The organism is Halomonas elongata, from assembly GCF_029081005.1.
In the GTDB taxonomy this organism is placed as follows: domain Bacteria; phylum Pseudomonadota; class Gammaproteobacteria; order Pseudomonadales; family Halomonadaceae; genus Halomonas; species Halomonas elongata_B.
The window spans coordinates 94,144-106,684 of sequence record NZ_JAJQTQ010000009.1; the positions used below are offsets into that span (position 1 = coordinate 94,144).

Sequence of the window (12,541 nt, forward strand, 5' to 3'; positions counted from 1 at the left end):
CGCAGCAAAATTCCCTTAGGTCCCGACCGTTGGTGGTGCGATGTTGCATCCATCGGTGGAGCATAGACAATGTTGCATAAATGAAAAAAAGCGGTCGTATGCTGTGCTTTTCGTGAGATGAAGGCATCACGGAAAGTCGGGTGAGCGAAGCCGTACTGAATAAATAAATGCAGTAAAAGCAGGGAATTATGAAAACCAACGAGTACTTGGATGAGATTCGAGAGATGAATCTCGCTTACCTCCTGTTGGCGCAGCGTCTGCTGAATGCTGACCGGGAAGAGGCGATGTTTCGGCTAAAGGTCGATGATGACATGGCCGATTTTCTTTCTTCATTAGGCGCCCAGCAGCTTTCGAGGTTAGCGAGTACCAACCAACTGTTGTGCCGGCTTGGCCATGAAGGCGTCGAGCCATTGCGTCAGGTGGTCGACAACCCGCGCGAACAGGGGTTGTCCCACTTTCACTCCTCGCTGTTGATGGCGTCCCAATCCCTGCCGTCAGGTCTGTCGCCAGAGGAGGGACGCGGCCATGTCGACTAAGAGCCTGCTGGATGAGTGGCGACAGGTCCGCCTCGCCATTGACCTGATCGAACTGGGTGCCCGGTTGCAGGTGCTCGAAACCGAAACCGACCTCAGTCGCGCCCGGCTCATCCGGCTGTTCAAGGAAGTGCGCGGCATGTCGCCCCCCAAGGGCATGCTGCCCTTCTCCACGGACTGGTTCATCACCTGGATGCCCAACATCCATTCGTCGTTGTTCTACAACACCTACCTGCGGCTGCGCGAAGATCATGGCTGTTCACGCATGGGGGGCTTCATCAAGGCCTATCGCCTTTATCTGGAGCAGGTGGCGATCGATGACGCCGATGCCGTTCTGGGGCTGACCCGGGCCTGGACCCTGGTGCGCTTCTTCGAAAGCGGGCAACTGCAGCTTTCCGGCTGCACGCGCTGTCACGGTCGTTTCGTGGCCCACGCTCACAGCCCCAGCCACGACTATGTCTGCGGCATCTGTCAGCCGCCCTCGCGGGCCGGCAAGACACGCAAGCGTCGCGAGAAGGCCGACGCGGCACGACGCGTACCGCCACCCCTGGAGGCCTCGGGCCAGGCTTGAGGGCCGGGCGGCGCCCCTGTCGAGGGGCGCCGCTTTTGCATCTGCCATCCCCGCTGGATCTCCCCTGTGCCTTTGCGGTGTGCGTCGACACCGCCCCCGGCAGTTTTTTGTGTCACGCCCTCAAGTTTTGTCACGCCGGCGCCGATATCCAAGGCAGTTACGTCATTCACGTTCCTGCTAAGGATGTCGGCCGTGCTGATTCCCATAGGTTACTTGATCGTCCTGCTCTCCGTTTTCGGCGGCTTCGTGCTGGCCGGCGGTAGTCTCGGACCGCTGTTCCAGCCCACGGAGCTGCTGATGATCGGCGGTGCGGGGGTGGGGGCTTTCGTGGCTTCCAACAACGGCAAGGCGCTCAAGGCCTCGTTTCGAATCATTCCTCGGCTGCGTCGCTCCAAGAAGTACGACAAGGCGATGTACCTGGAACTGATGACGCTTCAGTACAAGGTCCTGACCAAGATCCGCCGCGACGGGATGCTCGGCATCGAGCGTGACATCGACGACCCGGAGGCAAGCTCGCTGTTCAACGACCATCCCAAGGTCCTGGCCGATCCCATGATCATGACTTTCCTGACCGATTATCTGCGTCTGATGGTCAGCGGCAGCATGGACCCCATGGAGCTCGACGAGCTGATGCTCCACGAGATCGAGGCCTTCGAACAGGAAGCCCATGTCCCGATCGACGCCATCGGTCGGATCGGCGATGCCATGCCGGCGTTCGGCATCGTGGCGGCGGTGATGGGGGTGGTGAAGGCCCTGAGCACCGCCGCTGCCGGCCCCGAGCAGATGGGGCAGATGATCGCCCACGCCTTGGTCGGCACCTTCCTCGGTATCCTGCTCGGCTACGGCTTCATCCTTCCCCTGGCGAGTCGCCTCGAGCGCCAGGCCAAGGAAGCCGAGAAGATGCTGCAGTGCATTCGCGTCACCCTGCTGGCAAGCCTGCATGGCTATGCCCCGCAACTGGCCGTGGAGTTCGGCCGCAAGGCGCTGCATACGGCTGACCGGCCGAGCTTCACCGAGATGGAAGAGTACGTGCGACAGGCCAAGTCGGTGGCGGGGAGTGCATGAGTCAGGGCGACAACAGACGACCGATCATCATTCGGCGCAAGCGGGTCGTTCACCGTCATCATGGCGGTAGCTGGAAGATCGCCCTGGCGGACTTCATGACGGCGTTGATGGCCCTGTTCCTGGTCATGTGGATGCTGTCGACGGCCAGCCGCCAGGAGCGCGAGGGCGTTGCCGAGTATTTCAGCACGCCCCTGGTGACCGCCATCGCCGGCGGCGACAGCGCCTCGATGAGCGAGAACGTCATTCCCGGCGGCGGGCCCGATCCGGTCTATACCGAAGGCGAGCGCGCACGGGTCGACATGCGTCAGCGCTCGCGCCCCAGCGAGCAGCAGCGCCGGGCCTTCCGCGATCTGCAGCGGCGCATCGAGATGGCCATCGATGCCGACCCGGACCTCAAGCAACTCCGCGACCAGTTGCGTTTCGACATGACGCCGGAGGGGCTGCGCATCCAGCTGGTGGATTCCGAGCAGCGTCCCATGTTCGAGCTCGGCAGCGACCAGGTCGCGCCCTACATGCGCGACCTGCTGCGCCTGATGGCGCCGATGCTCAACGAATTGCCCAACGACCTCAGCATCAGCGGCCACACCGACAGCCTGGCCTACCTGAACGGCTATCACGGCTACGGCAACTGGGAACTGTCCTCCGCGCGTGCCAACGCCTCCCGGCGCGAGCTGGTCTCTGGAGGCCTGGACCCGGCCAAGCTGCTGCGGGTCGCTGGTTTCGCCGATCAGGTGGTGATGCCGGATACCGAGCCGAGCGACCCGGTCAATCGACGCATCGAGTTGCTGATCCTGTTCGAGCAGGTGGCCGAGCGCATCCGCGCGCCGGGGCAACTGGATGATCTGGGCGTACCCTCGCCCACCCGTAACGGCCCTTCCGGCGCCCCGACGCTGCTGGAGGAGTTCAACGAGAGCCTGCGAGAGACGCTTGGCAAGCCGCCCGAGTCCTGATGGGCCGTCAACATCCAGGCTGGAGAGACGTGCATGGATATCACCGATTTCTACGACACCTTCTTCGAGGAGGCCGAAGAACTGCTGGCCGACATGGAGCGCCACCTCCTGGCGATCGATGTCGACGACCCGGATGCCGAGCAGCTCAACGCGATCTTCCGGGCGGCGCACTCGATCAAGGGCGGTGCCGGCACCTTCGGCTTCGATGTGCTGCAGCAGACCACGCACCTGTTCGAGAACCTGCTGGATCATGCCCGGCGCGGCGAGCTGACGCTGCGCCGGGACATCGTCGATACCTTTCTGGAAACCAAGGACATGCTCCACGACCAGCTGGACGCCTACCGTAGCGATGACGTGCCCGACCGGGCCGCTTTCGACCGCATCTGCCGGACCCTGCAGCAACTGGCGATGGAGGAGATCGGTCAGGCGCTCGATGGTGCCGACGGCATGTCGTCCGAGCCCGAATCCCCGGCGTTGGAGCCGGCGGCAGCGCCCGACGATGAGGCGTCATCGGCGCCTGACGCCGGGGCTGAGCCCGAGCAGGCGCCGGACGATGGCCGGCTGGTGGTCTCCCTGCTCGGGGTCGGCGACAAGGATCGCGACCTGCTGGTGGAGGAGCTCGAGCAACTGGGCGAGATTGAGGCCCGGGAGGGCGACACGGACTGCTACCGGGTGACCCTCGAGACCTCGGTGGGACGCGAGGACATCGAGGCGGTGATGTGTTTCATCGTCGAGCCCGAACAGCTCCGCGTCGAGGCGGCTTCCGCGCCCCCGGCGGACGAGTCCGCCGCGTCCACGGCCTCCGGGGCCGGCGTGACCGAAGAGGTGGTGGCCGACAAGCCGGCACCGGCATCCGGCGAGACGAACGCCAGCGAGGCAGCGCCGTCCTCGTCCGATACCGCCAGCCAGTCCGATGCCTCCGAGGCGCCTGCCGGGGCCGGCAAGCCCAAGCCGTCGAGCAAGCCGAAGAAAAAGGCCAAGAGTGGCGGGGAGACATCCTCGATCCGCGTCTCCGTGGACAAGGTCGACCAGATCATCAACCTGGTCGGCGAGCTGATCATCACCCAGTCGATGCTCGACCAGACTGTCAGCGAGCTGGAAGACGTCAATCACACCGGGCTGAACAACGGCCTCAACCTGCTGCGGCGCAATGCCCGCGACCTGCAGGAGGCCGTGATGTCGGTGCGCATGGTGCCGATGGACTATGTGTTCAGCCGCTATCCGCGCCTGGTACGCGACCTGGCCGGCAAGCTCGAGAAGGACGTGGAGCTGGTCACCGAAGGCGAGTCCACCGAGCTCGACAAGAGCCTGACAGAGCGCATCATCGACCCGCTCACCCACCTGGTACGCAACAGCCTGGATCACGGTCTCGAGTCGCCGGAAGCACGCGAGGCGGCCGGCAAGCCGCGCACCGGTCGGCTGACCCTGTCGGCCCAGCATCAGGGTGGCAACATCTTGATCGAGGTGATCGACGACGGCGCCGGCCTGGATCGCGACAGGATCCTGGCCAAGGCGCGCAGCAACGACCTGCCGGTCAGCGACAGCATGAGCGACGACGAGGTCTGGCAACTGATCTTCGCCCCCGGCTTCTCCACAGCTCAGGAAGTCAGCGATGTGTCCGGGCGAGGCGTCGGCATGGATGTGGTCAAGCGCAACATCCAGAACATGGGCGGCCACGTCGAGATCGCCTCGGTGACTGGCGAGGGCACCACCACCCGCATCGTGCTGCCGCTGACCCTGGCGATCCTCGACGGCATGTCGATCAAGGTCGGTGACGAGGTCTTCATTCTGCCGCTGTCGGCGGTGCTCGAATCGCTGCAGCCGGACAAGCGTGATCTCTACGCCATGGCCGGCGACGACGTGGTGCTCAAGGTGCGCGACGAATACCTGCCGGTGGTGCCCGTCCACGAGGCCCTCGATGTGGCCGGGGCGCGTACCGAGCTCGACGAGACCATCGCCGTGATCGTCCAGGGCGAGGGGCGTCGCTACGCCCTGCTGGTGGATGACCTGATCGGCCAGCAGCAGGTGGTGGTGAAGAACCTGGAGACCAACTACCGCAAGGTGCCGGGCGTGTCGGCGGCCACCATCCTCGGCGATGGCAGCGTGGCCCTGATTCTGGACATCGCCGATCTGCACCGTCTCAACCGCACCAAGAAGGAGGCGCGTCGCGGCCGGCATCCCGGCGACGTTCCGACTCCCCATCCCAAGGAGGTAGAGCCGTCATGAGTACCCCGAACACCAATGCCGCCCTGGCCGCCACCGAGGAGCAGAACCGTGAGTTCCTGGTCTTCTCGCTGGGCGACGAAGAGTACGGCATCGACATCCTCAAGGTGCAGGAGATCCGTGGCTACGAGAATGTCACCCGCATCGCCAACGCCCCCGACTTCATCAAGGGCGTGACCAACCTGCGCGGCGTGATCGTGCCGATCGTCGACCTGCGCATCAAGTTTCGCCTGGAAAAGGTGGAATACGGCGGCCAGACCGTGGTCATCGTGCTCAATGTCGGCGACCGGATCGTCGGCATCGTGGTCGATGGCGTCTCCGACGTCATGACCCTCACCCCTGAGCAGATCAAGCCGGCGCCGGAGTTCGGCGTCACCCTCTCGTCCGATTTCCTGAGCGGCCTGGGCAGCCTGGAGGACCGCATGCTGGTGCTGGTCGATATCGACAAGCTGCTGACCAGCGACGAGATGGCACTGGTGGATTCCGTCGGCGAGTGATCGCCGGCCGATAACGACAAGATTTTCGTGGGGGAGCTATGCGCCGACTGACAACGACACAAAAACTGTGGGCCTCCCTGGGACTCATCTGGCTGGCCATGCTGTTGATGGTGGGCTGGGGAGCCTGGGAGAACCGCGAGACCATGCTCGACGAGCGTCGCGCGGGACTCGAAGTCTATGTCGACCTGGCGGTGAGCGTGATCGAGGAGCAGGCCACGCGGGCCGAGGCCGGCGAGATCAGCATCGAACAGGCCAGGCAGCGTGCCGCCGAGATCATCAAGGGGATGAGCTACGACGAGGGGCGTGGCTATATCTATGTCTTCAACGACGATCTGGCGTTGCTCAGCCATCCGCGCCTGCCGGAGGGCACCTCCGTCGCCGATTTCCAGAACGTCGAGGGGCGTTACCTGTTCCGCGAGTTCCTCGAGGATGTGGCCGAGGACGATGGTGTCGTCGATTACCTCTGGGCCCATGAGGAAGGCGACGAGCCGGCGCCGAAATCCTCCTACCATGCGCGCTTCGCTGACTGGGGCTGGATCGTCGGCACCGGGGTCTACATCGACGATATCAATGCCGCCTTCATCGCCTCGCTGAGCCGTAGCCTGCTGGCGCTGCTAGTCATCGGCGTGCCGGTCAGCCTGATGATGCTGCTGGTGATCCGGGGCATCACGCGAGGGCTGGGGGGCGATCCCCGCTACGCCGTGGACGTGGCGCGCTCCATCGCCGACGGCGATCTCTCCCGCGAGGTGCGGTTGCGTGAGGGCGATCAGGGCAGCCTGCTGTTCGATATCGAGCGTATGCGTCGTGCCTTGAGCACCACCATCGGGGATATCCGCCGGGACGTCGACGACGTGGGTGGCGTGGTCGACGAGATCGATGCCGGCAACGACGAGCTGGCCACGCGCACCGAACAGCAGGCCTCGGCGCTGAGCGAGACGGCGTCGAGCATGGAAGAGCTGACCACCACGGTGCGTCACAACGCCGAGCATGCCGAGCAGGCCCGCACCTTGTCCGGCGAGACCGCCTCGAACGCGGCGCGTGGACGGTCGGCCATGGAAGAGGTGGTGGCCGCGATCAACGAGATCAACGACAGCGCCACTCAGATGAACGGCATCGTCGACACCATCGATTCCATCGCCTTCCAGACCAACATCCTGGCGCTCAACGCCTCGGTGGAGGCGGCCCGTGCTGGCGAGCACGGTCGCGGCTTCGCGGTGGTGGCCGAAGAGGTGAGGCAGCTCGCCAGCCGCTCGGCATCGGCGACCCGCGAGATCAAGACATTGATCGAGCGCTCCGACGGCAAGGTCGTCGAGGGTACCCGGCGGGTCAAGGAGACCGACGAGATCATCGCCGGCATCGCGGCCGATATCCAGCAGCTCACCGCCCTGGTCGGCGAGATTTCGACGGCCACCCAGGAGCAGAGCCAGGGCATCGAGCAGGTCGGCGAGGCGGTCACCCAGATGGATCAGATGACGCAGCAGAACGCCGGCCTGGTGGAAGGCCATACCGATGCATCCCGGCGACTGGTGGAACGCAGCCAGCACCTGCGCGAGCGAGTGGCGCGCTTTCGGATCGCCGTCGAACGGGGCGAGCGCGGCGTGCCGGATGCCGAGGGCACCTCGCGCCGGGCCAGCGCGCCCGAGCCGGCCGAAACCTGCTGAAAGGGAACCGAATGATGCAAGACCGTTGGAACAACCGGGCGGCGATGAATCGCCCGATGACAGGAGAGAGACGTGAAGCTTCTCGATAACATGACCGTTCGGGTCAGCTGGAGTCTGGTGTTGGCGGTGTTTGCCGCACTGGTGCTGGTGTTGAGTGCCCTCGGCCTCTACACCGTACGCTACAGCGAGGATTCGCTGCGCACGCTCAACGAGGTCAACGTCGATCAGCAGTCGACGCTCAATCGCACCAATTCGCAGATGCTGTTCGCCCAGATGGAGCTTCGCAACCTCCAGGCCAGGCTGTCGCAGGCCGTCTGGCCGGAGGATCGCGAAGAGGTGAAGGCCGATGCCGCGGCGCTGACCGAGACCTTCGACGAGGTCGAGTCGACCTTCCAGGAATTCCTGGCACTGCCCCGTCAGGAAGGACAACAGCCGCGTATCGAGTCGGTCAGGGAAAGCTTCGAGGCGCTGATGAACGAGGGGCTGCGTCCCCAGCAGCAAGCTCTGCTGGATGGCAGCGCCGAGGCCTTCTCCAATCAGTTGGCCGACGTGGACCAACTCACCCGGCAATTCTATGACGACGCCGTCGTCTTCTTCTCCACCGCCGAGAAGAACGGCGCCGCCCTGTACGACGACTTCTTCGACCTGGTCAAGGTGCTGGAGATCGCCATGGTGGTGGTGCTGGTGATCGCGGTGCTTACCATCATCCTGGTGCTCTGGGGCGTGACCGCCAATGTCGTGCGCCCGCTCGGCCGGCTGGTCGGCTATTTCGAGCGCATGGAGCAGGGGGATCTCTCCCAGGACATCCCGACCCGGGGCAACAACGAGATCGGTCGCCTGTACAGCTCGCTCGGCCAGATGCAGGCCGGCCTGGCCCGGACGGTGGGTACCGTGCGTGCCAGCAGCGATTCGATCCACCAGGGCACCCAGAGCATTGCGAGCGGCAACAACGACCTCTCGTCGCGCACCGAGCAGCAGGCCGCTTCCCTGGAGGAGACGGCATCGAGCATGGAGGAACTGTCCTCCACGGTGGGGCAGAACGCCGAGAACGCCCAGCAGGCCAGCCAGCTGGCCGCCGAGGCATCGCGCACCGCCGAGCAGGGTGGCCAGGTGGTGGGCGAGGTCGTCACGACCATGCACGAGATCAGCCGTGGCTCCCATCGTGTCGCCGAGATCATCGGCACCATCGATTCCATCGCCTTCCAGACCAACATCCTGGCGCTCAATGCCTCGGTGGAGGCGGCCCGTGCCGGCGAGCACGGTCGTGGTTTCGCCGTGGTGGCCCAGGAGGTTCGCAACCTGGCCAGTCGTTCGGCTTCCGCCGCCAGCGAGATTCGCGAGCTGATCGAGGCTTCGGTCAAGCAGGTGGATGCCGGCACCGGCAGCGTCGACCAGGCCGGCCGGACCATGACCGAGGTGGTCCAGTCCGTCCAGCGGGTCAGCGACATCATGGACGAGATCGCCGCCGCTTCCACCGAGCAGAGCAACGGCATTTCCCAGGTCAACGAGGCCGTGACCCAGATGGATCAGGTCACGCAGCAGAATGCCGAGCTGGTCCAGCAGGCCGCCAGTGCCGCGACGCAGCTCGAATCCGAGAGCGGGCGCCTGCGCGAGGCCACCCAGCGCTTTCGTCTGCGCGAGGACGCCGCGACCGTGCGAACGGTCAGCGAGTCGGCCGACGGGAATGACACCAGCGACCTGGCGCGCTGGATGCCGGCGCTGATGCCGGCGGGTCGAGAGCAGGCCGACAAGGAAGCCAACGCCTCGAGCAAGGCCCGCGACACGGGCCGCGACGAGGAGTGGGAATCCTTCTGAAGGGCAGGCTGCGCCGGCCACCGGGCCGGCGCCGATCGATAACAATGCCATCGGTAGCGGCCTCGCGCCGCCGTGGGGAGACCATATGCGCAACAATCAACCCGTCACGCAACGAGAGTACGTCCTGCAGGACGATCATTTTCTGATCTCCCGCACCGATCTCAAGGGGCGCATCACCTATGCCAACCCGGCCTTCGTGGAGGTGAGCGGCTTCGAGCACGATGAACTGATCGGTTCGCCGCACAACCTGGTGCGTCATCCCGATATGCCGCCGGCGGCCTTCGAGGATCTGTGGCGCACCCTGAAGGCCGGTCGTCGCTGGCGGGGCGTGATCAAGAACCGCCGCAAGGATGGCGATCACTACTGGGTCAGCTCCAGCGTCTCGCCGATTCTCGAGAACGGCAAGGCGGTGGGCTTCGTGTCGATGCGCACCAAGCCGTCGAACGCCGAGGTGGAGCGTGCCGAGTCGGTCTATGCGCGGATGAACGAGGGGCGTTCGACCGGTTACGCGCTCGACCATGGCCAGCTCAGGCGCAAGGGGCTGAGCGGTTGGCTGGGGCGTCTCAACGTACGCAGCATGCGTGCCAAGGTCATCGGCATGATCCTGGTGGCCGGCGCGCTGCTGCTGACCAGCGGCGGGATCGGCATGTGGGGGCTGGACCGTGCCGATGGGCGTCTGGAGGCACTGGACCGCGATGGCCTCCAGGACGTGGCCCGCCTGCAGCAGATCGATCAGCAAGTGACGCGCAGCCACCAGATGCTGACCAGCAGCGCGCCGGTGGAGCTGCTCGAGAACCGGGATACGCTGATCGAGCGGCTCGAGGGCATCGAGGCTTCACTGGATTCACTGTGGACGACCTATCGGGAACGCGACCTCAATCACGGCGACCGAGCCGATGCCTTCGGCGAAAGCTTGGCGACCTATACCGGTGAAGGTGTGGAGCCGGCCCTTGATCTGCTGGGCAGCGAGGACAATTTCCGGGTCTTCGCCGACCTGCCATCGCACGCCGAGCAGATGCGTGAGTGGGGTCGCGAGCTGTCCAATCAGATCAACACCCTGATCGAGGGCAAGCGCGAGGCGGCGGTGACCCTGGCCACCGAGGCACGAGAGGCCCAGCAGCGCAAGTTGATGATCCTGGCGGGCACCCTGGCGGTCGGCCTGCTGGTGCTCTGCGTGCTGGGCGGGTTGATCCTGCGCTCCCTGCTGCGGCCGTTGCGCGATGCCGAGGCTTTCACCCTGCAGGTCGCCTCGGGGAACCTGGCCGCGGAATCCCCGAGCCGTCAGCGCGACGAGCTCGGCCGACTACTGGACGCGCTGGACCTGATGCGCAAGAGCCTGGGCAGCATCGTTGCCGACGTGAATGCCGGGATTGAGCGGGTCGCGCCGGCCGCTCGCGATATCGCTTCCGGCAACGAGGAGCTGTCGGCGCGCACCGAGCAGCAGGCCGCTTCGCTGCAGCAGACCGCCTCCAGCATGGAGGAAATGACTACCACGGTGGGCCACAACGCCGACAATGCCCGTCAGGCCAGCGGCCTGGCCTCGGACAACGCCTCTCGCACCCGCGAGGCGGGCGAACTGATGCAGCAACTGGTCACGACCATGGGCGAGATCACCGATGGCTCGCGCAAGATGACCGAGATCATCGATGTCATCGACAGCATCGCCTTCCAGACCAACATCCTGGCGCTCAATGCCTCCGTCGAGGCGGCGCGTGCCGGCGAGCAGGGCCGCGGCTTCGCGGTGGTCGCCGGGGAGGTGCGCAACCTGGCCGGTCGTTCCGCCTCGGCGGCTCAGGAGATCAAGGCGCTGATCGACGGCTCCTCGCAGCAAGTGGAGGGTGGCGCGGCACTGGTGCAACGCGCCGAGGCGTCTCTGGGCGAGGTGATGGAAGCCTCGACCCGGGTCAACGACATCATGGGCGAGATCACCGCCGCGTCCGAGGAACAGAACAACGGTATCGGCCAGATCAATCAGGCCGTCGTGGAAATGGACCAGGTGACCCAGCGGAATGCCGCCCGGGTGCAGTCCTCGGCCCAGGCATCCGCCGAGCTCGATCGCCAGGCCAAGGGGCTGACGCATGCCGCCTCGGCCTTCCGGCTGCGCGGCGCGGGCATGGAGACGATCCCGTCACGCACCCGGCGCGAGGCATCGTCCGCCACCGAGACCACGCCGGCTTCGGCGCCCGCCGATGAGCCGGCGGAGGAAACGCCGCGCCGTGAGCGCCAGGCATCGCCTGCGACGACCGAGGAGTGGGAATCGTTTTGACCCTGTCCCGTGAAACGCCCACCCCCGATTTCGGGGAGTGGGCGGGTGTCGAGCGTGATCTCGAGCTGACCGATGCCGATTTCGCCCGGATTCGGCACCTGATCTATCAGCGTGCCGGTATCGTGCTGGCCGAACACAAGCGGGAGATGGTCTACAGCCGGCTGGCCAAGCGCTTGCGCCACCATGGCTTGGTGCGCTTCGCCGATTATCTGGCGCGTCTCGAGAGGCGGACGGAGTCCTCTGAGTGGGAGGCCTTCACCAATGCCCTGACCACCAACCTCACGGCCTTCTTCCGCGAGGCTCACCACTTTCCGTTGCTGGCGCAGCATGCGCGTCAGCGGCGGGGGGCACTGCGTGTCTGGAGTGCGGCGGCTTCCACCGGCGAAGAGGCCTATTCCATTGCCATGACGCTGGACGAGGCGCTCGACGGTCGCACCTCGAACGTCGAGGTGCTGGCCTCCGATATCGACACCGAGGCCCTGGATCGTGCCGAGGCCGGCGTCTATGCCCTGGACCAGATTCGCAAGCTCGACGACGCGCGGGTCAAGCGGTATTTCCAGCGGGGGCGTGGGCGGCACGAGGGGCTGGCGAGGGTCCGGCCGGAGCTGAAGTCGATGGTGCGCTTCCTGCCGCTCAATCTGCTGGCACCCTCCTGGCCCGTCGAGGGGCCTTTCGATGCGATCTTCTGTCGCAACGTGATGATCTATTTCGACAAGCCGACCCAGGCGCGGATCCTCGAGCGTTTCGCTCCCCTGCTCAAGCCGGACGGTCTGCTGTTCGCCGGACACTCGGAGAATTTTTCCTATATCACCGACACCTTCCGGCTGCGTGGCCAGACCGTCTATGTCCGTCGCCCGCGCTAATGATGGACCCTAAGGAAACGCTGAATAAATAGCCGAGCATAGTGAAGCGCAAGGCGCCCGGAGCACAGAAAGCGAGACATAACGAGGGGTTAGGCGA

General features: G+C 65.2%; 10 protein-coding genes. All 10 read left to right on the top strand.

The features are described 5' to 3' along the window. Window positions 1-188 precede the first annotated feature (188 nt). The 10 genes from flhD to LU493_RS08935 all read left to right on the top strand — a co-directional run bounded on the left by flhD (window position 189) and on the right by LU493_RS08935 (window position 12,444). Window positions 189-536, top strand: a complete 348-nt coding sequence (gene flhD, locus LU493_RS08890) for a flagellar transcriptional regulator FlhD (protein ID WP_275287432.1) — start codon at window positions 189-191, stop codon at window positions 534-536. Next, window positions 526-1,104: a flagellar transcriptional regulator FlhC gene (gene flhC, locus LU493_RS08895; protein WP_275287433.1), complete on the top strand. Its 579-nt coding sequence runs from the start codon at window positions 526-528 to the stop codon at window positions 1,102-1,104. The genes flhD and flhC overlap by 11 nt, the downstream gene beginning before the upstream one ends. Before the next feature lie 192 nt (window positions 1,105-1,296). Beyond that, on the top strand, window positions 1,297-2,169 hold the full coding sequence (gene motA, locus LU493_RS08900; RefSeq protein WP_275287434.1) for a flagellar motor stator protein MotA: 873 nt from the start codon (window positions 1,297-1,299) through the stop codon (window positions 2,167-2,169). Next, the gene (motB, locus tag LU493_RS08905) at window positions 2,166-3,119 is read left to right on the top strand and encodes a flagellar motor protein MotB (protein WP_275287435.1); all 954 of its coding nucleotides are present in this window, start codon (window positions 2,166-2,168) and stop codon (window positions 3,117-3,119) included. Before motA ends, motB begins: the two co-directional genes overlap by 4 nt. Window positions 3,120-3,152: 33 nt before the next feature. Beyond that, window positions 3,153-5,345, top strand: coding sequence for a chemotaxis protein CheA (gene cheA, locus LU493_RS08910; protein WP_275287436.1), 2,193 nt, complete (start codon window positions 3,153-3,155; stop codon window positions 5,343-5,345). After that, window positions 5,342-5,839: a chemotaxis protein CheW gene (gene cheW / locus LU493_RS08915; protein ID WP_275287437.1), complete on the top strand. Its 498-nt coding sequence runs from the start codon at window positions 5,342-5,344 to the stop codon at window positions 5,837-5,839. Before cheA ends, cheW begins: the two co-directional genes overlap by 4 nt. Before the next feature lie 38 nt (window positions 5,840-5,877). Beyond that, window positions 5,878-7,500: a methyl-accepting chemotaxis protein gene (locus LU493_RS08920; RefSeq protein WP_275287438.1), complete on the top strand. Its 1,623-nt coding sequence runs from the start codon at window positions 5,878-5,880 to the stop codon at window positions 7,498-7,500. A 72-nt stretch (window positions 7,501-7,572) separates the two neighbouring features. Beyond that, complete coding sequence (locus tag LU493_RS08925) at window positions 7,573-9,315, top strand: methyl-accepting chemotaxis protein (protein WP_275287439.1); 1,743 nt, start codon at window positions 7,573-7,575, stop codon at window positions 9,313-9,315. Window positions 9,316-9,400: 85 nt separating this feature from the next. Further along, a complete protein-coding gene (locus tag LU493_RS08930; protein WP_275287440.1) occupies window positions 9,401-11,581 on the top strand; it encodes a methyl-accepting chemotaxis protein in 2,181 nt (726 codons plus the stop codon). Next, window positions 11,578-12,444, top strand: coding sequence for a CheR family methyltransferase (locus LU493_RS08935; RefSeq protein ID WP_275287441.1), 867 nt, complete (start codon window positions 11,578-11,580; stop codon window positions 12,442-12,444). The genes LU493_RS08930 and LU493_RS08935 overlap by 4 nt, the downstream gene beginning before the upstream one ends. Window positions 12,445-12,541 lie beyond the last annotated feature (97 nt).

Excerpts from the sequence above, each read along its gene's own strand:
- flhD (WP_275287432.1), top strand. The coding sequence starts at position 189 with ATGAAAACCAACGAGTACTTGGATGAGATTCGAGAGATGAATCTCGCT.
- flhC (WP_275287433.1), top strand. The coding sequence starts at position 526 with ATGTCGACTAAGAGCCTGCTGGATGAGTGGCGACAGGTCCGCCTCGCC.
- motB (WP_275287435.1), top strand. The coding sequence starts at position 2,166 with ATGAGTCAGGGCGACAACAGACGACCGATCATCATTCGGCGCAAGCGG.
- cheA (WP_275287436.1), top strand. The coding sequence starts at position 3,153 with ATGGATATCACCGATTTCTACGACACCTTCTTCGAGGAGGCCGAAGAA.
- cheW (WP_275287437.1), top strand. The coding sequence starts at position 5,342 with ATGAGTACCCCGAACACCAATGCCGCCCTGGCCGCCACCGAGGAGCAG.
- LU493_RS08920 (WP_275287438.1), top strand. The coding sequence starts at position 5,878 with ATGCGCCGACTGACAACGACACAAAAACTGTGGGCCTCCCTGGGACTC.
- LU493_RS08930 (WP_275287440.1), top strand. The coding sequence starts at position 9,401 with ATGCGCAACAATCAACCCGTCACGCAACGAGAGTACGTCCTGCAGGAC.